Here is a 20,548-nt window from a genome sequence, read left to right on the forward strand (position 1 = left end):
ATAAGAAATAGTATCAAGCCTGCCTGCTCTCCAATCGACGCGCTACCAATGATAGGCAGTAGTTGACGATGAAGTACATGAAAGCGACGAGGACGAACACCGGTATGATATAGTTTACATTCTGCGCATAGATGATTTGGGCATTGTGCATGAATTCCGGCAAGGCGATGATGACACATAAGGAAGTGTCCTTCAATAATGAAATAAATTGGCTGACGATCGGCGGAATCATTCTCCGAAGTGCTTGCGGCATGACAATATGCCATAACGTTTGGATGTAGGTTAATCCCGATGACCGCGCTGCTTCAATTTGACCTTTATCGATGGAATTTAACCCGCCACGGACAATCTCCGCCAGCATCGCCGATTCGAATACGGTTAAAGCGGCGATCGCTGCGGTCGTGACGTTAAGCTTGATTCCCACTTCCGGGAGTGCGAAAAAGGTAAAGAAAATGATGAGCAGTAGCGGCATATTTCGAATCGTTTCAATCAGGACAGCCACTACCTTTGAGACAACCGGAATCTTGGCATACCGCAATGTACCTAATAGAATTCCAATAATGAAACTTAATATAATCGAAATAAAGGCAATGTATAACGTCACCCAAAAACCATCGGCGAGGAATTTTAAATGATCGGCTGAAAGTGCTCCTGCTATATCCATAATTCCCCCTCCTTAATGGCTTCGCGCCAGGCGCTTTTCCAAATAGCCAACGCCAAGACTTAATGGTATGGTCAACACAAGGTAAAACAGCGCGACAAAAATATACACATCAAACGTTACAAAAGTATGGGAAGAAACAATATCCCCAAAGTACATTAAATCCAACCCGGCAATGATTCCCAAAATCGATGAGTTTTTTACAAGATTAATAAACTGATTGCCAATCGGCGGTATGACAATTTTTATCGCCTGCGGCAAAATAATTGTCCTCATCGCCTGCAAATAAGTAAGACCCGATGAGCGGGCTGCTTCCATTTGCCCTTTCGGTACAGATTGTATTCCAGCTCGGATCGCTTCGGCAATAAAGGAGGCGGTATAAATGGCAAGGGCAATCGTACCTGCCACGAATCCGGTCAACGTAACGCCAACCGCAGGAAGACCGACATAAAAGAAGAAGGCAATGATAAGAAGAGGTATATTTCGTATAAACTCGACATACGCGGTTCCAAGCCAGTTTAGCGGTTTAATCGGGGCAATTCTCATAACGGCAACAATCACGCCAATAATAAAGCTCCCGATTAGGCCGATGAGACTGGCAAAGATCGTGTTTTTAAATCCTTCCAAATATGTATCGAGATTATCGACCAGAATAGAAAAATCAATCATATTGATCTCCCCCCTTTTTCATAAGAAGTGGTCAGGATGGGCACCCCTTCGCCCATCCTGATATCACCAGATGTTAGTTGTTTTTAATCCATTTATCTTTGATTTCGTCATACTTTCCGCTGTCTTTCAACTTCTTTAAAGCGTCATTGATGGCGTCAACTAATTCTTTATTTCCTTTTTTAACAGCAATTCCGTAAGGCTCTTCTGTAAACGTACCGCCAACCAATGTATAGTTTGAATCCTGGTCAACCATGCCATAAAGGATGGAATCATCCGTAGTTAGGGCATCCCCTTGGCCGGACTTTAAAGCTGTGAAGGCTTCGGTATAGTTTTCAAACTCCAAAACGGTGGTATCCGGCGCTTTTTCACGAATGTTAATGGCTGATGTGGAGCCTTTAACCGCAAGAACCTTCGTACCTTTTTTCAAATCTTCAAGGCCTTTGATCGGGCTGCCTTTTTTCACAAGCAGGGACTGACCTGCATCGAAGTAGACATCAGAGAAATCAACCTCTTTCTTCCGTTCCTCTGAAATCGTCATCGTGGCGACAATCATATCAATATCGCCGTTATTTAACATCGGAATCCGAGTTTTCGAGGTAACCTCTTTAAACTCAATCTTTTTCTCGTCGCCAAGGATTTCTTTTGCCAATTGTTTTGAAATATCAATATCAAAACCTTCGACATCCCCAGTGGATGGGTTCTTCAGTCCAAATAGTCTTGTATCATATTTTACGCCGACAACCATTTTGCCCTTGTCTTTAATTTGCTCCAGCGCATTTTTAGGAGCTGACCCTGACCCTGAACCTGACTCTGATCCTGAAGTTTTTTCATCACTCTTGCCGCATGCCGCTAACAGCATGGATGCCGAAAGTAAAAGAACTCCGGCTAGTTTCATTGTTTTACTCTTAAACATAGAAATCCCCCTTGTTTTTTTAATGATTTAAAATACGGCTAAGAAATACGCGAGCTCTTTCTTCCTTTGGATTCGCGTAAAAATCAGCCGGTTTCCCCTGTTCTAGAATTCTCCCATGGTCCATAAATATAATCCGGTCCGCCACTTCTTTGGCAAAGCCCATTTCATGGGTGACGACGACCATCGTCATCCCTTCCTTTGCCAAGGTCTTCATAACATCAAGCACTTCCCCAATCATCTCTGGATCCAGTGCCGATGTCGGCTCATCAAACAGCATGATTTCAGGCTTCATGGCCAGTCCCCTGGCTATTGCCACCCGCTGCTGCTGGCCTCCGGAAAGCTGGGATGGAAAAGAATTTGCCTTATCCGGAATCCCAACTTTTTCAAGATAATATCTGGCTGTTTTCTCCGCTTCCTCTTTGGACTGTTTTAACACCATCGTTGGTGCAATGGTTATGTTATCAAGCACCGTTTTATGCGGATATAAGTTAAAATGCTGAAAAACCATGCCAATATTTCGCCTTAACTCATTAATGTTGGTCTTGCTGTCGTTTACCTTCACTCCATTAACCGTCAGTTCTCCATCGGTAATGGTTTCCAACCGATTAATGCAGCGAAGCATCGTACTTTTCCCTGATCCTGAAGGACCGATGACCACGACCACTTCTCCCTTTTGAATTTCGAGATTAATATCTTTGAGAACATGAAAGTCCCCATAATACTTGTTTACGGAATCAAACCGAATCATGCCAAACCCCCTCCAAGTTGTCCTTTTTCTTATATAGAAACCGCCAAGATGTTGGAACTTGCTGATTTTTGACCATATTTAGAATAAACAAATAATTGACAACTATTATTATAGTACATTTCATTTAGGAAATAGTAAATATTATTTTGAAATTTTAAATTATATATCGAGCAATTCTTAGCTTTTTTGAAAAAACAAAGGAAGCTACTAATTAATAAATCCCATACGAAAAGGCTGCTCCCTGTTAAGGAAGCAGCCTGCTATTCTATAATATCTATTTCAAAAAATTACTATTCCCTGTCTACTTATAATCATTTACTGGTCCTTTATCCATGATCACTTCTACCATATTTGAAGGCCCCATCTTAAGTTTGGGCCTGCGCTCTGAGTTGCGCTTACTATAAAGCTCAAATGGGCTTATGATCACGCCATCTGGCGTATTATGAAGGATTCCGGGCACACAGGTGTAAATGGTATCATTATTATTTGCATTGTTGGAGGATATCGTAACGGAGGTTCCTCTATGGTTATCGATACTCATCGACACCTTGTATCTGTAGAATGAGCCTGTTCCATTTGACTGGGCCGAATAAACGACAGGGACCACTGCGAGAATATCGTTATTTAACCTTAATTTAATGACTTCCGTCTTAATCGGTCCATCGTTTCGCCCAACATCCCCCATATGTTCCACTGCACCATTGCCAAACTGTCTCAGGGAAGGCGTTCCCTGCGCCCCAAACATCGCTACATCTACCTGCCTGCCGTCCTTTGTATAGACTAAAGCATATATATCGTAATCTGTCCCTGTCTTCCAAGATACGGTTGCCGTAATTTCTGGTGTTTTTTCAATTAAAACTGGCTTTTGACCCTTGTCGAGACTTATATTACCTTTTACTTTTTCAAGGCTGATCGTCGACACGACCGTTTGGTTGCTATTATTTTCAGGTACTGTTACGGCCTTAATAGGTTCTTTTGGTACTTGTGCAATCGTTTTGGGTTCAGGAGGACTTATTTGCTCCTCAGACTCAACCTCTACACCATAATTTCTACATAAACCTTCAAGGCCAGAATCAAATCCACGCCATACTGATCTTGCCTTTGTTTGGCCATTCCTAACATATAATTCTAATACGACGATTCCATTTTCCTTTGCGAAACTAGATGGGGTTAATTGGATGCTATTGTTATCAGTAAAGATCTCTGCCTTTAAATTCTTTACATTTGAAAAACCCGTGCCATTATCCTCCGTAAGCGTAATCGCTATTTTAGTAATACCTTGAGGAACTTTACTCATGTCAAACTCAAGTTTATGTACTTTTGTATCCCCCAAATTCACAGGCGGTATAAGGGTTGCCACTCCAGAAGAGCTCGTTGGTTGATTATAAAAGATAATTCCGCTATCTCCTTGTACCTTATCCGCATCAGTTAAAAGGAAAGCTGTTAGGGAAATATCGATCGTATTAGAAATTTCATAGCTAACAGCCACATGACCTTTAGGAGAATGTAAAACCGTGTTTGCTCCCATTTGAAGCAATTGATTCATCTAAACCATTCCTTCCTTATCTATGCACTGATTTTATAATAACGTTTACTTACAAAAAAAATGAAAAATTGCACGCACCGATTTAAGTGAGCAAATATATTTTTAGCAGCATAGTGAGGACAATCCTTATAACAACAACAGGGTATTGACGAATATTGGACTATCACGAAAGTAAAATAAGCGGAGTTTTCCGGTTATTTGCTGAATGGAGTCGTTTCCAGGGATAAATAAGGGGAGATTTCCGGTTAATTCAAAGAACCCCCCCTTTTTTTCACTTCTTTCGAGTCAATAGGCGGAAATCTCCGACTATTAAAGCTATTTTTTTACTTTATTTACCGATTAAAAGGATTTTTCCGACTATTTATTAGGTTGAGTGATTTGGTGCTTCACTTGATTCCCCAACTGATAGGTTCGGACTCTCTTAATCCCAGATGCGGGAATCAACATCTTTTTATCGACTAATTGAGATAGTACTTTTTTTACCGTCTTGTCACTTAGCTCTAAATACTTCCCTACTTCTTTAGGGGATATGGCTTCTCCCTTTCGAATCGTTAGCCGAATCACTTCCTTTTCGAAAAAGGACAAAGATGTCTGGTCCATTTCATCACCCAGCCACTGGCCAATCACTTGTTGCACAATCTGTTGACATCGACGAGGTTTCTCCTTCACTTGGTCATATGAAAAGCGGATCACGGTCCATCCATCAATCACCAGCTGATTTTGCCGTTCCAGGTTGTCGGAAAATTGCCATCTGCTTATGTTCTTTAGGTGAGGGCCATACCCGTCGACTTCAAAGCAAATCCGGATGGCCGGACGAATATAAGCAAAATCCAAATACCTTTTGCCATCCTTGAAATCATCGACTTCATATTCTGGATGAAGATNCCGGACGAATATAAGCAAAATCCAAATACCTTTTGCCATCCTTGAAATCATCGACTTCATATTCTGGATGAAGATACTTGAAGTGGTAAAATAAAGGCCACCACACTTGCTTCAAAAACAACATTTCAGCCTGACCGTGACCTTCTTGTAAACGCCGCAGCCGTTCACCGGCTCTTGCCTGCAAATGAGCATTCAAAAAGGCATGGTATTCTTCTTCAAATCCCATAGCATCCCTACTCCTATCTAATGATCATATCTTTTACAGCATCCTTTTTTTCAAAAGGATGTACTTCTCATGAGTATTGTAATAAATCATCGACTAATGCAGAACCAAGGGTATTTAATAGCTAACATATCAATGCCACAAATGAATTATTTGAACTTTTGGAAAGATTTTCAAAATGAATGAGTGAAAATAAGAGGTTTAATGTGACTTTAATTGGAGAATTGTAAACGGAAAATACGACTTGCGTAGTAGCTTAGACAAGAAGAATGATAGAACTATTTTTAGTTTATTAGACTTCCTACATTTGTCAATCCATTTTCTTTATCTTTCAATTTTCGCTAAAAAACTTATTATGTTCTAGCCTCTCCAACCATAAGAGAGGCGTTCGGCTAAAAACCTTATTTACTTATGATACGGTTCACCGCAGGTTTTATTTTGAGTTTAAGAACAATGGTAGGCATCCATTAGTATTTGTGGATGAGTTTTATCCTGCTTATTTTCCTCGCTAATTCCTTTGAATAAAAGAAATAATATCAATATATAATGCGGTCATTTCTTGAGGCGTTTTATCTAAACCATTCTGAACCCATTGTTCGATTAATCCTAAAAAAGCAGACGTGATAAAGGCCAAAAAGTAATCCATCGGGACCTTTAAATTGGCAAGAAAGCTTTCATTTTTCTCTAGATTGGAGCGCACCTTTGCTGAAAAGGAATCTCGAAATCGAAGGTGAAAACCCGCTCTGCCATGATCGCTTAAGAAAATCTTTAAGAGCGGCGAATGCATTTCAATAAAGCTGAATAAGGTATCCGCTAAATGCTCTTGCCCCTTTTCCACCGTTTGAGTCGGTAAATAGCGAGATTGCAATTCATCAATATGATTTCCTAAATCCGCAAACAGCTGCTGCTCAATTTGATCCAGCAATTCGTATTTATTGATAAAGTGAAAATAAAAAGTCCCACGGTTAATTTGGGCTGCTTTCGTTATGTCCCCGATTGTAATGGATTCAAACGGCTTATTCTCCAAAATTTGCATAAATGAGTTTTGAATCAACTGCTTTGTTTTTCGGTTTTTTTCTGTATAAATGCTCATAACCATCACCTTCTTCTTAAAATCCAACAACCTCTTCACTTTTGTTCATTGCTTTAAGTACTCCCAGATTATAAGATATTCACATACCATTCAACAACATGTTGGAAATTCAGAAAGGGTGAAATCAATTGAGATTGTTTAAAGAAAAATTAGCATGGGCTGCTCCCATTGCTGTTATATTAATCATTGCTCTGTTCTCGGTAAACTTATTCGCTCAAGGTGATCCAAAAGTAAAAAATCTACCTGTTGCTCTTATTGTCAATGATGAGGGAAATCATGTAGGTGCGGTCCAATCAACCATTACAAAAATGAGTAAGGGTATCGATGGGGAAGCACCGATGTTAGCTTTTACAAATGAAAAAGAAGCAAACATTGAAGATTTATTTAAAGAAAAAAAGTATTATGCAGCATTAGTGTTACCTGAAGGTTATAACAATTCCTTGCAAAACGTGATGACAAACAACTCTCCGGCAACCATAAAGATTTATATAAATCAAGGCTATAACATGACAGGCGCAAACTATGCAAAGACTGCTTTAAACTCGTTAATCACGCAATTGAACAAACAATATTCTGCCAACTTTATCGCAAAAATGCAGGATCAACAAATCGATTCCAATCAAGCAGCTGTACTCGTAAACCCGATTGTTGCTGAGGAGAAAGTATTCAATGCCATTACGGCCTCCACAGCAAACGGCAGTGCCCCGACCTTAATGGCAGTCCCTGCTTGGGTAGGTGCATTAATTGGTGGTTTCATTTTATTCTTATCAATATCAAACATTTTGAAAAAGGGTGTGGTAACACGTAAACAAACACTACGATTAATGAGCGGCCAAGTTTTATTTGGGATTATTATTGCCCTCTTCTCAGGCTTTACCGTTGCCACATTAGGCTCCATCGCTGGTATTAATATGCCTAGCTATTTCTTAGTTGGTTCGTTCGTATCGTTTGCAGCCTTCTGTTTCTTCTTATTAGTATCAGCTGTTACGGCATGGATTGGCAAACCGGCCATTACCTTATTCATGGTAGTGATGCTGTTAGGTATGGGAGTTCTCATGATGCCAAAAGAAATGCTTCCAGATTTCTTTGTAACCTTCATTCGCCCTTGGATTCCGATTCGCTTTGCTGCTGACGGTTTACGTGAAATTTTCTACTTCGGCAGCGGCTTCTACACTGGCCAATCCTTTAACATCATTTTAGGAATGGGGATTGTCGGTTTAATCATTTACGTTCTGTCTATTTTTAAACCAGCACGTGTACAAACTGCAAAATAACAATCATGGGCGCGGGCTTCAAAAACTAAACCGCGAAAAAGCCAACCAATCCGGTTGGCCTATCACACTTATCTGGAAAAATCTTTTGTAATAATCTCCATAACGATTTATAATTTAGGTTGTAGCTCTATTTTTTTATACAAAGTGACACATGTGTCACTTTGTATTCGTCATAAAAAATAAAAGGAGATGAAGGTATGAGTAATAAATCCTCGAGTTCCACTTGGGCGATTACGTTGTTCTGTTTCGGGGTATTAATGGCAGCCCTCGATAACGGGATAATAAGTGCTGCTCTAACAACGATTAACAGTTCGTTCGATGTTTCAGCCAACTGGGGTGCTTGGGGTGTAACGATTTATACACTTGGCTTAGCCATTAGTATTCCGATTGTAGGTAAAATTTCCGATCGATATGGCCGGAAAAAACTATTCATCGTGGAAATTGCCCTATTTGGACTTGGTTCCTTATTGGTAGCGCTAAGCCCGAACTTTGGATTTTATTTAGCAGCTCGTTTCATCCAAGCAATGGGCGGCGGTGGAATCTTCATCATTGGCAGCTCCCATGTGTTAAGTACATTCCCAGCTGAAAAACAAGGGAAAGCACTAGGAATGTTAGGGGCGATGAACGGGATTGGTGCTATTCTGGGTCCAAACCTTGGCAGTGCAATTTTGGATATAACAGGAAATTGGCATTTTCTCTTCCTCATTAATGTGCCGATTGCTGTGATATTAGCTGTTTTGGGAGCCCTGAAAATCCAAGAGACGAGAGAACCTTCTGTTGGGAAACTAGATTTAATTGGAACAATTCTTTTATCATTAGCCGTTCTTAGTATCATGTATGGTCTAACAAACATTGAAGGGGCGTCTTTACTAGAAAGCCTGGCGATTCCAGATGTTTATGGCTTCTTACTTGCAGGAATTGTCTTATTTACAGGATTAATCTTTTATGACCGTTCTTTAGAAAGTCGGAATGGGGACCCGATATTGCCCGTCAGCTTACTGGTTCGTCCTACTTATTTATTGACATTATTAATTGGTGCGCTATCAGGTGCATTACTGGCAGGAATGATTTTTATTCCCGCTTTTTCAGAGCAAGTATTAGGAATCGCTGCTGAAAACTCAGGCTATTGGATGACACCGTTGGCATTAGCATCTGGTTTCGGTGCTGCATTTGGCGGGATTCTTGTTGATAAAAAAGGACCCATTCTTGCCGTTTTTTTATCTGGCCTCATCACGGCGATTGGTTTTGTGTTATTCCCAACATGGATTGATTTGAAGTGGCAATTTATCATTTCTTCCTGTATTGCCGGTCTTGGGATGGGGATTCTTTTAGGAGCGCCATTAAATATTTTAGCGACAGAGCGTCTTGAAAAGGATAAAGGATCAGCACTAGCTGGGCTTTCCCTCTCCCGTCAAATTGGGATGACAATTGCCCCGGCCATTTATGCTGGATTTATTGTACGAGGGTTTAATCAACTGCCAAGTCTATTCCAAAGTGATTTCAGCAAAATTTTGCAGAAGAAGATGGAAAGTGCTGATTTAAGCCCAGAAGCGATGCAAGAATTTCAGCAGGTAGTCAGCACCATGTCTACCAGTCATCCTTCATCGAACACCGACTACGCAAAGGTAGTGGAGCAAATCCAAGATCCAACATTAAAAGAGGTCATCCAATCAAGTGTAGATCAAATTACCTTAATGGCTGCACAAGATGGATATGGAGGATTATTCTATTCAACAGTCGTCATTGCAGCGCTTGTTGTTCTATTAGCCATTATTTTAGAACCTATTCGTAGCAGAGCCCTGCAGCAAAAAGCTTGATTCTTTGATGGGAAAGAGCGTAAAGACTGTAAACAAACTCGTTTTTCCGAGATTGGCTACAGTCTTTTTTATAACTGGTGATACGGTTCAGCTAACGCATAAACCCAGCCCTCTGTTTGATGAAGGCTGGGTTCTTTATAGAAGTTATAATAATAATGACTATATACTCAACTTTCGCACCGTTGCATTTCTATAGGAAACCGCTGAACCTACCGGCTCACTCCCACACCGTCGGCCAGCCTCAGCTCGTCACCGTCGATGTCGTCCACGACGTTTTCGAGCATGCTGATGTCCTCCCCGGCATCAATCCTGATGCCGTTGGCCACCAGTCGAATGATGTTGGACTGAATCCTAATGCCTGAGGGGATTCCTTTGCCCCGCCCGTCAGCACCGCGGTCCTTACTGAGACGGATTGCCCAAAACCCGTCAGTTCCTCCAGTGATGGTGTTACCGCGCAGCTCCGTACCCGGCGCATTGCGGACCTCGATGCCGACCTTGGAATCCTCCTCGGCGGTGATCCTGTTGCTCTCGATGAGAGTGTCAGGAGTTCCCAGAGCGACGAGAATTCCCTGACGGTTTCCAATAAGGTGGTTAGAGTGCACCCAGTTTCCTGGTCCTGAGGCGTCGTGCTTGTTCTTGGCCCCGCCGGAATTGCCCAGCGCGATGCCCGCCTGCTGCCCGCCGATGACCGTGTTGTCCCGGACCTCGTTCAGGTATTCACCCTCGCCGTGCAGGTCGATGGCGTCAAGGAGGCTGCCGACGATGGTATTTTCCGCCACGAGATTGTTGTGCGTGGGGAACTGTAGCAGAATGGCGTGCCGCAAATGCCTGCCATCGAAGGTATTGCCAATGACGACATTGTGCCGGGAATCATTAGCGGCATCCGGGTCGTGCTGGTCCACTGACCCCTCGATCGCAATGCCGTAACCTTGTCCGCCAGGACCGACGGCAGTTGCCTCACTTACATAGTTTCTAGAGAGGGTCACTTCACGGCTGGCCTTGACGGAGATGCCGTGGCGCTCGAACCTGCGGATGCCCAGGTTCTCCACAAGGACCCGGGAGCTAGCCTTCCCTTTGTGGGCTCCGATATGGATTCCGTACATCGGGCCGCCACCCGCGTCCCCGTCGTTAGGGTCGTCGCCGAGTGGACCATCATGACGGGAGGTGATGGTGAAGTCAGCGACGATGACGTCGTGGATGCCGGAACCGCGAATCACCCGGCTGTCTTTCTCGCCGTCAAGCGAGGTCAGCAGCACAGTTCGCTCCGGGCCCTCGCCGCGCAGGTTCACACCGCTGCGTAACGCGATGTTCGCCGACTTGTCGGCCGGGTCAGTGGAGCGCAGGTCATACGTGCCGGCCGGCAGAAAGATCTCGTCACCGGGTTCGGCCGCATCCAGGGCCTTTCTGATGGCTGCTGCGTCGTCAGATGAGTCCGGTTCCGGATCTGCCCCGAAGTCCATAACGTCCAGGGACTTGCCCGTGGCCGGACCCGGTGTCGGCACCTTGGTCGGTGCGCCGGACCGGTCCACCAAACCGGGGACCTGCCAGTCGCCGTGCCCGGACGGGGCGGGTTCCACGGCGTCATCGCTTCTGACCGGCCTGTCTGATTTCTCGACGGTGCATGCGGTCAAAAGGACCACCAGGCCAAGGACCACCCACCACAAATGCGCCGAACCTCGCCGGCTGTTCTGAACCGATTCCTTCATCTGTCTTCTCATGTCCTTCCTTGTCACTTTTTGTTCCTCTCGTTTCCCTTGAAGGTGTCGAGAAAAGGGGTGAGCCCGCGAGCTTGGCGATTTTCACGCCAAGACCCGCGGGCTCACTATATTCAGGATGCCTGACGACCCCTACCGGGCCGCCGACGTCATCCCATGGCCAGAGGCCTATCGTTGGGAGTTATTGTTTCCTTTTTTCCCGTTGTTTCCGTTGTTTCCTTTATTTCCGTTGTTACCTTTCACCTTGCCCTTGTTGTCGTCCTTGCTGAGTTTGAAGTTCAACGGAACGTCCTTTTCTAACGGAGTGTCTGCAGAGGAACCACCAACATGTACGCGGTATTTTCCGTCAACAGTTGCCCACTCACCGTCAGCCCAGTTTGCAAGGTTGTCCGGTTCTTCCGGAACGAAATAGGAGAACGGGTGGTTCGAGTCAGCATGGTTAATACGTACAGTCACCTGCTTGCTCTCACCTGGCTCAAGGTAAACTTTCTCGAAGTTAACAAGACGCTTGGTCGGCTGCCCAGCCTCGTCCGGCAGGGTCAGGTAGACCTGTGCCGCTTCTTTGCCGGCAACGTCACCAGTGTTTGTTACAGTGAAGGACACGTCAATACCGGACAACGAGTCTTTTTTGCCATTGCCTTCACCACGGACCTTCTTCACCTTGAGATCGTCATACTTGAAGGTCGTATACGACAGGCCGTACCCGAATGGGAAGGCCGGCTTCACGTTGTTTGCTTCGTACCAGCGGTAACCCATCTCAAGACCTTCTGTGTATTGAGCGATTAGCTGATCGGAACCATCACCGTACGGGCCAGGGCCGCCTACCTTACCAGTGTCTTGACGAGTTCCAGGGTACTGCTCTTCAGTCGCAAAGGCAGCTTCACGTTCAGTAGCACCGAATGTCATCGGCAACTTACCGGACGGGTTAGCCTTACCATAGAGTAGGTTAGCAACAGCATTGCCATCCTCCATACCTGGGTACCACGCTTGAAGAACTGCAGGGACTTTATCCAACCAAGGCATAATCGACGTACCGGAAGTCTTCAGTACCACAACAGTATTCTCCGGGTTAGCCTCCATAACTGCGTCGATGACCGGCTCCTGCTCAGCCAAGCCCGATTTGAGGTTCAAGGCTGGGAATCCGAGAGTATCACGGTCCACGGTCTCATGTGGGTTGTCGCCGACCATGAGAAGCACGACATCTGACTCAGCAGCTAACTTGGCAGCAGCTTTCGGGTCACTGCCATTGTTGTACGTCACTTTAGTGTTGTAGCCCAACTCTTTGATAACATTCTCTAAGCCTTCTTGTGGTGTGACGGTATATGGAGTCACTACATAATCATTGTCGTCACGAACAGAGCGAGGTGACATCTTTGCCGCACCAGCGAACGTCTCAATACCGATCAACGCGATCGACTTCGGCTCGCCATTCAGTGGCAGGAAGTTGTTGTCGTTCTTCAACAGCACGGATCCTTCTTCGGCCATTTTCAGTGCGCTAGCGCCGTTAGCCATCGGATCGACGATTTCCGGCATAAATTTATCGAAAGGCTCATCCATGTGGCCAAACTCGATCATCTTGATGTAACGTGGACGAAGTAGATTGTCGATGTCGTCCTCAGTTACCGCTCCTGAGTCGAGAGCCTCTTGAATCTTCTCTTGTGTGTAATACTGTGGTGCCCAGTCAAGCTCGACATTCGTACCCGCTTTGATAGCAGCCACTGTGTCGTGAATCGCACGACGGTCACTCATGACGTATCCGTCAAAGCCCCAGTTTTTCCGTAGGGCATCTTGTAGAAGTTCAGAACTGTCACATGCATAAGTACCGTTAACATCTGGGAATGAACACATGACGGAAGCTGGGTCAGCATCTCTGACGGTCATCTCGAATGGCAACATGTACAATTCGTTCATAGCTTGTGAAGGAACTTGGACACCCATCGTCCAACGCTCAGTTTCCTGTTCGTTGCCAGCCATGTGCTTAAGTTGTACCTGGACTCCCTGATCCTGGATACCCTTTGTTTGCTCGATCGCAAGGGTACCTGTCAAATATGGGTCCTCACTGAAGTACTCATAGTTCCGGCCACCGTACGGGTGACGAATGAGGTTCATACCTGGTCCGAGGAACACGTGATGCGCGAAGGCCCGTGTTTCCTCACCAAGGATACGACCAGCCTCATAGTTTAGCTCGCGGTCGAATGTCGCAGCCAAAGCTGCGGTAGAAGGAAGACCAGTCGCCAATGGGTCATTATGACACGATCCGCCCTTAACGCCCGTACCACCGTTGGTCATACGTACTGTAGGGATACCGAGTTCCTCGATCCCTTTGATTTGCCGGCCTGTGTCTTGAAACTCACACCCAGGAAGGGTACCTTGTGGCGCGAATTCACCATTCATATACTTGCTAGTACCGCCCCTTTTGATGACGACCGGATCACCTTTGTCGTTCTCATTGAAGCGCGAAATAGCAATTTGCTGGATTTTCTGTTCCATCGTCATCGCATCGAGTAGCAGCTCGGTGCGCTCTTCAGCAGAGAGCTGGGTGTTCATCCAGGGTTTGGTCTCTTCTGCATTAGTAGGAATGACTAACGATGACATGGAAATGATTGCTATCATAAAAATTAAAGTAATTCGTTTAATCATTTTATATCTCCCTTACTATCTATTTGTCTATTAGTAGTTAAATCATTCGGTTAATCATCTTAATCTCTCCCTTACCGCCGAACTTGTATACTAGTATAACGAAAAACTATTACGCTACAATGAACGGCTAATTACAAAACAGCAACAAAAAGCACGAGATTAGTAATGCTCCTAAAGTCCCTTGGTATACTTAAACCCTGTAGCAGCAATGGTTTGCCAACTTAACAATCAAAATGAATTAAAATGAGCATTATTCTAAATATACTGATATAGGTTGGAAATCTTCTATTAATAAGCTTTGTTAATATAATATTTGGAAATCACTCGAAGGTCGGAGCATGTTATGAATGAAATATAGGGGTTATATTATAAAGAAAACGGCTACCTATTTGCGGTACGTTTCAATGTGACGCATCAAAATGAGGTTCCCTCGACACCCATGCAGCGGTTTTCATCTTACTTCGATTTAAATAAGGAATCATGTCCTTAATTAAATAACCAGCGAAAGTAAAATAAGCGGAGAATTTCCGGTTAAATTCAAAATGGAGCTCGTTTCGGGGTAAATAAGGGGAGTTTTTCCGGTTATGCCAAGCAAAATCCCCTTTTTTTACGTTTTTTCAGTCAATAGGCGGAATTTCTCCGTCTATTTAGGCCACTTTTTATACTTTTTTCTAATTAAGCGGAATTCCTCCGTCTATTTATCAGATAGGGTCCTTAACCTGGTCCCCCAACTGATAAGTGCGGATCCTCTTGATTCCAGATGCGGGAATCAGTATCTTTTTATCGACTAGTTGAGAAAGTACTTTCTTTACCGTCTTGTCACTTAGCTTCAAATACTTTTCGACTTCTTTAGGGGATATGGCTTCTCCCTTTCGAATCACTAGGCGAAGTACTTCCTTTTCAACAAAGGACAGAGATGTCCGGTCCAGTTCATCCCCCAGCCATTGGCCAATCACTTGCTGAACAATCTGTTGGCATCGACGAGGCTTCTCTTTCACTTGGTCATAAGAAAAGCGGATTACAGTCCATCCATCAAGCACCAACTGGTTTTGACGTTCCAGGTTGTCGGAAAATTGCCATCTGCTTATGTTCTTTAGGTGAGGGCCATACCCGTCGACCTCAAAGCAAATTCGGATGGCCGGACGAATATAAGCAAAATCCAAATACCTTTTGCCATCCTTGAAATCATCGACTTCATATTCTGGATGAAGATNCCGGACGAATATAAGCAAAATCCAAATACCTTTTGCCATCCTTGAAATCATCGACTTCATATTCTGGATGAAGATACTTGAAATGGTAAAATAAAGGCCACCACACTTGCTTCAAAAACAACATCTCAGCCTGACTGTGACCTTCTTGCAGGCGCCGCAACCGTTCACCGGTTCTTGCCTGCAAGTGAGCATTCAAAAACACCTGGTATTCTTCTTCAAATCCCATAACGTCCATCCTCCTATTCAATGGTTCAAAGCACCCTTTATCTATTATTTTATTCATTTGAAATTCGGAAAAATTTAAAAATTAATGAGTGTGAATGCGAGTGAAAACAGAGGTTTAATGTGGCTTCAATTGGAAAAAGCAAAAGGCAAATAAAGATTTGCGGAGCAGCTAATATAAAAAGAAAATTTAGAGAAGAATTTGAGGATAGAACTATTTTTAGTTTAATAGAATTCTAAAATTTGTCAATTTATTTTCTAGCCACCCACCTTAAGGAGAGTCATTGGCTAAAAACCTCATTTACTTATGATATGGTTCTCCGCGGTGTATCTAAGTAGGGTTATGAAAAACATAATATTTCATTATTACAGCACACAAAAATAGTCCACACCTGTTGTAGATGTGGACTGCAATGTATGATTTATTTGAATTCGTCACTCTTTGAATTTATTACTTATAAAGACATTCCTGCATCAACGACTAGTTCTGTTCCAGTAACTCGACGTGCTTCGTCTGATGCTAGATAAATGTTCTTCGATACTTCTTTAATAAATAGTTAAAGTTTTTTATGATATAGGTCTTGTTAATTCGATCGGCTATATAGCTTTTTTCGTTGATAAGTAGATAACACTACTCCTCCCACGATAAATAGTGACCCTAAAATTTCTGCTCCAGTTATGGGTTTGTATAGCAATATCAATCCCATGATCATTGCTACAAAAGGTTCTAAATTAGATAAGATTGAAGCCTTCGAAGCATCAACATGTCTAATGTTGTTATTCCAAATTAATGTTGCTATACCGTGTACAGCAACGGCTGTAGCAATCAGAAAAAACCAATCCGACATCTTAGAGCTTATTTGTAAGGGGGTGTCTAGTAAAAAAGCAAAAGGAATCGAGACAATCAAGCCTACAACATTTGAATATAAAGTAATAGTAAGTGGATCTATGCTTTGAGAAAGCCCCCTCGTAATGATAATCATAATGGCGAATGTTATCATCGTTAAAACAATCCATAATAGACCTTTATCAATATGCAAAGAAGATAAACTCCCTTTTGCTACAACAAAATAAATACCTATGATTGCCACAATAGAACCCATCAACATACGAATTGTTAATTTTTCTTTTAAAAAAATGGCAGCTAATACGCTAGTTAAAATAGGGGTAGTTGCCAAAATTAATGCAGAGGTTGTTGGATCAGCTGTTTGTAATCCAACAAAAAAAGACCATTGGTTTATAAAAACACCAATAAGCCCTAGAAAAAAAACGGCGAGTAAATCCGATTTATTAACTCGTTTAAAGTGTTTTTTGTATGAGGATAATCCAAATAACACTAGGACAATAAACAAAAGCCTAAGCATCGTTAATAGAGCCGGGGAAAAATTTTGGACTAACATCTTTCCAAATACAAAATTGCTTCCCCACACCATGACACAAAATGTTAGCCAAGCATATGCTTTTAACATATTAATCACCCTTCCAACACCAAAATGCTAACTGTCCTATTTTATACTTACTAGGATTTTTAGTATACATTTTTTCGGATGCAGGAACTCAGCACTGACTTTCTAATTTCCTTGTATTATTAAATCTTAGAAAGAACAGTGCCTGCTACTCCCTACTGTCGATAAAAATTCGACAAAAAGCAGGTGGTGGCAGGCACTTATATATTATTCTGTTTTACTATTAATGGATGTTGAAGAATCAGTTACCCTATTTATTTTTTGGCATTTTTGTTACAGATGGCATACCAGAGATATAACCAATACCGCCTGTTTTATTAATACCAATTTGTTCGTCAACAGCTTTTAGTAATTCTTCTTTATTAACCGCTGTAATGGACTTACCATCTACTTCATCACCAGGATGCTGGAAATTACTGAAAATGTATGAGAATCCATTGCGGTCATCAGCGGCAAATAATCCAGTTGCCTCTGCCCCTGCTGGAACAGATAAAATACGCTCTAATTCTTTCGTATCCACATTATAAGCCCAAACGAAGTTATTTGTGTGAGCACCGCTATCTTCACCAATAAAGAGAGTTCTCATTGATTCAGAGTAACTTAAGTTATCTGGATTCGCTACTTTATCTACATTCGCAGTGTTTCCATATGCATCAGCTGCAGGAAGGTCTTCCCCTACTACCAATCCAGACATGGATGGTGCTACATACGAGCTCTTAATAGCCTTTCCATCGGTATCTTTTTGGCCGCCCCGCAAGTCTAGTTCATAGGTGACACCCGCTTTAATTTTTGGCAATTGAATATGGTCTGCCGGCTCTTTGCCAGTTGAATCTTTTTCCATCGCCTTACTTTGATCGGAAATGGCAAGATATACTTTTTTATCCTGTTCGTTTAGTGCTAAACCTTCCATTTTGTTAAATTCAGTAGTCGCACCAAGCATTGCTGCATAACGGCGGGTTTCAAGGAATGCTGCTGCTTTTTCTTTGCCAGGCTTAAGTTTTAGGTACTCAACCTTTCCTCCATTTGAGTAGGTTTTAATCGCTGTAAAACCTTCTTTAGGAGCATCTGAAGTTTCAAAAATATCATTGAATGTAATTCCGCTATCAATAATATCTTTCACTTGTTTATCGGTGGCATGTCCTAAATTAATCCATTGTAAATCACCAGAACCGCCGTTTTCAGTACCTGTTTGCTTGAATGTTGCTGCATAAAGTGTACCTGCTGATAAATCTTTCTCCTTGTCAGCTACGTACATAAACATTCCTGTATTGCCGCCATCATCACCGTAAAAAACAGTTTTGTTATCAGGCATGACTTTAGCTAACTCATGAGAGAAGCGGCCTGTGCTGTAATGTTTTTCAACTGATGTTTTCCCATCCTTACCTACTGTAATTTCAGGAGTGTAGCCATAGAAATAAGGATTAGCCTTTGCTTTATCTCCGAAATAGAATTGAGAAAATGTTTCAACTTGACTTCTTACTTTCGAAGCTGGGTCTAAGAAAAGACGAGCATCTGGTTCGTATTCTTCAGAACCTAGATGTGTATTCCATGGAGATAATGATCCATTACATGGAATCCATAGTCCATTTACAGCTGAAAAATCAATCTTTTCTACTTTTACAGGTTTAAGTTCACCTGTTTTTTTGTCCTGTTCCATTTCAGTTAAAGACATAGATGCCGGAACTAAACCGTAGGCTGACTTACCAGCAGCATCAATCGTTTGATATTCATAGTGTGTAACCATATAAAGCTTGCCATTAATAGGCATTAACAGGCTGTTTGAATCCGGAGCATCAGAGACAAAGTATTCTCCATTTGTGCCGCTAGGGTCCTTAATTGGATCTCCATTTACATCGATAGGTGTGCCTGCAGGGACTTTTTCACCTTTAACAGTTGCTACCTTATCTTCCGATTTAAATAGGTAGTTGTAAGTCAGCGGAAATGTTTTTACTTTTCCATTGATGTATTTAACATCTACGGTTGCATTTGTATATGTTTTGACCATGTCATCAATAGTTGTAGGTGCTTGCATTCCATTAAATTTAACAGATTCGATTTTACTGTTATTCTGAGAAGCCGCGAAGGCAGGTGTTACGGCTGGAATAGAAATAGCTAAGGCAAGTGCTACAGTAGCCCCTTTTTTCACAAAGTTCTTATTAATCATCTAATAAATCCTCCTAATAGATTAATAGTGTACTGTTTTATTAAACCAGATGATTGTAAACTGCATATTAAACTTGTGTATGTTTTTTATTATATTAATCTATAATTTTTTACATTTAGTCAAAAAATCAGGAGATACCATTCAAGTTAAATTGAATAATATCTCCTTATTTTTTGGCCGCCACTCATTCATGATGATTCTTCTTCGCGCAGCAGAATGGCTTCCTTCGCCATAACTGCAAGTTCAATTGTTTCAAGGGTTTTGCAATAATTAGTTAAAATCTCTTCATTCATACTGACTTCTTTATGAATATAATCCAGAATACGCCAATCTTCAAACCAATCTCCGCTCTCGGCATCTTCATGATGGGTATTCGGCCAGGCGTATTTTAAAGGCGGGCTGTACAGCCGCTCGGCATTCTTTCTCAACACACAATTCTTGATCCGTCGCTTATAAATGGATCGAGGAAAAGATTCATTTACATCATTAAATAAGTCAGGCCAATAATCTTTCCGTGAGCCCGTATGAGGGTGTTCATGCGCCCATTTCAAGACCAGCTCCAGAATCTCTTCACGCTGAAAAAGAAGGGAATACAATTCTTTTCCGATTAAAATTCTTTCGTGTAGCGAAGTGAAATACCGGGAGGTGGCGCCGGTAAGTGAAGCTTTCTCCCATTTTCCCCCCGCACAGTAGGGAAAAATAATGTTATTTAGTCGCAAAAAATCATACATTTTAAAGCTGACCGTACCTGTTACGGTTTTTTTGAAGTGAGGATTTTGAATCAATCTTTTTTCCAAATAGCTTTGTTCATTGATCACCGTCGCAATCGCCAACGTATAGCGATCACTACTGCGCCAAAAATAACGCCACATCGTTTCCATGAAGGTGGAAGTGTGAAGAAAAGGTAAAAGATGGAACATGTCTCGTCTAGCCCTCACACTCAGGTCATATACCAAAAATTGAGGATACACATCTTGAAAAATCAACCAACTGCCGCGTTCCAAAAAAGAAAAAATAGCTTGCTGATCTCTTTCAGGCAGAAGCTTTGTCAGCAAATCCCCTTTTAAATCCGTCATATTCCACCCGACGTTTCGGGATACCATATGTCCAAGAAGAGCCCAATGGATTTCTGGATACTGAAGGTAAAACTGAAAATAAGCTTGCGTCCGTGTTACATTGTTTTGGTTAAGTTGTCTCGTCCTTTCTCTTATAAGGTGAATACATTGTTTGTCATATTCTGATAAAGATGGCTGAAGGCTGGAAAATTTCTTTTTCATCTTTTTTTTCAATTCCTTTTT

13 protein-coding genes are annotated in these 20,548 nt (G+C 42.4%); 2 read left to right on the forward strand and 11 right to left on the reverse strand.

Going from position 1 to position 20,548, the window contains the following annotated elements:
• Positions 1-13 precede the first annotated feature (13 nt).
• From AR334_RS19695 to AR334_RS19725, 6 genes are all read right to left on the reverse strand, one after another.
• A complete protein-coding gene (locus AR334_RS19695) occupies positions 14-664 on the reverse strand; it encodes an amino acid ABC transporter permease (RefSeq protein WP_066316079.1) in 651 nt (216 codons plus the stop codon).
• A 12-nt stretch (positions 665-676) separates the two neighbouring features.
• Positions 677-1,330: an amino acid ABC transporter permease gene (locus AR334_RS19700; protein ID WP_066316095.1), complete on the reverse strand. Its 654-nt coding sequence runs from the start codon at positions 1,328-1,330 to the stop codon at positions 677-679.
• A gap of 73 nt (positions 1,331-1,403) precedes the next feature.
• Entirely contained in the window at positions 1,404-2,243 is an 840-nt protein-coding gene (locus tag AR334_RS19705) for a transporter substrate-binding domain-containing protein (RefSeq protein WP_066316098.1), read from the reverse strand.
• A 19-nt stretch (positions 2,244-2,262) separates the two neighbouring features.
• Complete coding sequence (locus AR334_RS19710) at positions 2,263-2,991, reverse strand: amino acid ABC transporter ATP-binding protein (RefSeq protein ID WP_066316102.1); 729 nt, start codon at positions 2,989-2,991, stop codon at positions 2,263-2,265.
• Between the two features lie 301 nt (positions 2,992-3,292).
• Complete coding sequence (locus AR334_RS19715; RefSeq protein ID WP_066316109.1) at positions 3,293-4,537, reverse strand: TerD family protein; 1,245 nt, start codon at positions 4,535-4,537, stop codon at positions 3,293-3,295.
• Between the two features lie 1,616 nt (positions 4,538-6,153).
• Positions 6,154-6,738, reverse strand: a complete 585-nt coding sequence (locus AR334_RS19725; protein ID WP_066316116.1) for a TetR/AcrR family transcriptional regulator — start codon at positions 6,736-6,738, stop codon at positions 6,154-6,156.
• Between the two features lie 128 nt (positions 6,739-6,866).
• Here AR334_RS19725 and AR334_RS19730 point away from each other — a divergent pair, with 128 nt between their 5' ends.
• Together AR334_RS19730 and AR334_RS19735 are read left to right on the forward strand one after the other, a co-directional pair.
• A complete protein-coding gene (locus AR334_RS19730) occupies positions 6,867-8,012 on the forward strand; it encodes a YhgE/Pip domain-containing protein (protein WP_066316118.1) in 1,146 nt (381 codons plus the stop codon).
• A 197-nt stretch (positions 8,013-8,209) separates the two neighbouring features.
• Entirely contained in the window at positions 8,210-9,829 is a 1,620-nt protein-coding gene (locus AR334_RS19735) for an MFS transporter (RefSeq protein ID WP_066316120.1), read from the forward strand.
• A 209-nt stretch (positions 9,830-10,038) separates the two neighbouring features.
• Here the strand turns inward: AR334_RS19735 and AR334_RS19740 are convergent, their stop codons facing one another.
• The 5 genes from AR334_RS19740 to AR334_RS19765 form a co-directional block, all read right to left on the reverse strand.
• Positions 10,039-11,535, reverse strand: coding sequence for a nitrous oxide reductase family maturation protein NosD (locus AR334_RS19740; RefSeq protein WP_066316126.1), 1,497 nt, complete (start codon positions 11,533-11,535; stop codon positions 10,039-10,041).
• A 177-nt stretch (positions 11,536-11,712) separates the two neighbouring features.
• The gene (locus AR334_RS19745; protein WP_082693037.1) at positions 11,713-14,184 is read right to left on the reverse strand and encodes a glycoside hydrolase family 3 protein; all 2,472 of its coding nucleotides are present in this window, start codon (positions 14,182-14,184) and stop codon (positions 11,713-11,715) included.
• 2,020 nt (positions 14,185-16,204) lie between these two features.
• Entirely contained in the window at positions 16,205-17,089 is an 885-nt protein-coding gene (locus tag AR334_RS19755; protein WP_066316129.1) for a DMT family transporter, read from the reverse strand.
• A gap of 247 nt (positions 17,090-17,336) precedes the next feature.
• The gene (locus AR334_RS19760) at positions 17,337-19,250 is read right to left on the reverse strand and encodes a PhoX family phosphatase (protein WP_156431335.1); all 1,914 of its coding nucleotides are present in this window, start codon (positions 19,248-19,250) and stop codon (positions 17,337-17,339) included.
• A gap of 188 nt (positions 19,251-19,438) precedes the next feature.
• Complete coding sequence (locus AR334_RS19765) at positions 19,439-20,527, reverse strand: DUF2515 family protein (RefSeq protein ID WP_253701326.1); 1,089 nt, start codon at positions 20,525-20,527, stop codon at positions 19,439-19,441.
• Positions 20,528-20,548: the final 21 nt, after the last annotated feature.

This window comes from Bacillus sp. FJAT-29814 (assembly GCF_001510715.1).
Taxonomy (GTDB): Bacteria; Bacillota; Bacilli; order Bacillales; family Cytobacillaceae; genus Neobacillus.

Bases quoted from the DNA above. Each gene is read 5' to 3' on its own strand.
- AR334_RS19695 (WP_066316079.1), bottom strand. From the start codon at position 664: ATGGATATAGCAGGAGCACTTTCAGCCGATCATTTAAAATTCCTCGCC.
- AR334_RS19700 (WP_066316095.1), bottom strand. From the start codon at position 1,330: ATGATTGATTTTTCTATTCTGGTCGATAATCTCGATACATATTTGGAA.
- AR334_RS19705 (WP_066316098.1), bottom strand. From the start codon at position 2,243: ATGTTTAAGAGTAAAACAATGAAACTAGCCGGAGTTCTTTTACTTTCG.
- AR334_RS19710 (WP_066316102.1), bottom strand. From the start codon at position 2,991: ATGATTCGGTTTGATTCCGTAAACAAGTATTATGGGGACTTTCATGTT.
- AR334_RS19715 (WP_066316109.1), bottom strand. From the start codon at position 4,537: ATGAATCAATTGCTTCAAATGGGAGCAAACACGGTTTTACATTCTCCT.
- AR334_RS19725 (WP_066316116.1), bottom strand. From the start codon at position 6,738: ATGAGCATTTATACAGAAAAAAACCGAAAAACAAAGCAGTTGATTCAA.
- AR334_RS19735 (WP_066316120.1), top strand. From the start codon at position 8,210: ATGAGTAATAAATCCTCGAGTTCCACTTGGGCGATTACGTTGTTCTGT.
- AR334_RS19740 (WP_066316126.1), bottom strand. From the start codon at position 11,535: ATGAAGGAATCGGTTCAGAACAGCCGGCGAGGTTCGGCGCATTTGTGG.
- AR334_RS19745 (WP_082693037.1), bottom strand. From the start codon at position 14,184: ATGATTAAACGAATTACTTTAATTTTTATGATAGCAATCATTTCCATG.
- AR334_RS19755 (WP_066316129.1), bottom strand. From the start codon at position 17,089: ATGTTAAAAGCATATGCTTGGCTAACATTTTGTGTCATGGTGTGGGGA.
- AR334_RS19760 (WP_156431335.1), bottom strand. From the start codon at position 19,250: ATGATTAATAAGAACTTTGTGAAAAAAGGGGCTACTGTAGCACTTGCC.
- AR334_RS19765 (WP_253701326.1), bottom strand. From the start codon at position 20,527: ATGAAAAAGAAATTTTCCAGCCTTCAGCCATCTTTATCAGAATATGAC.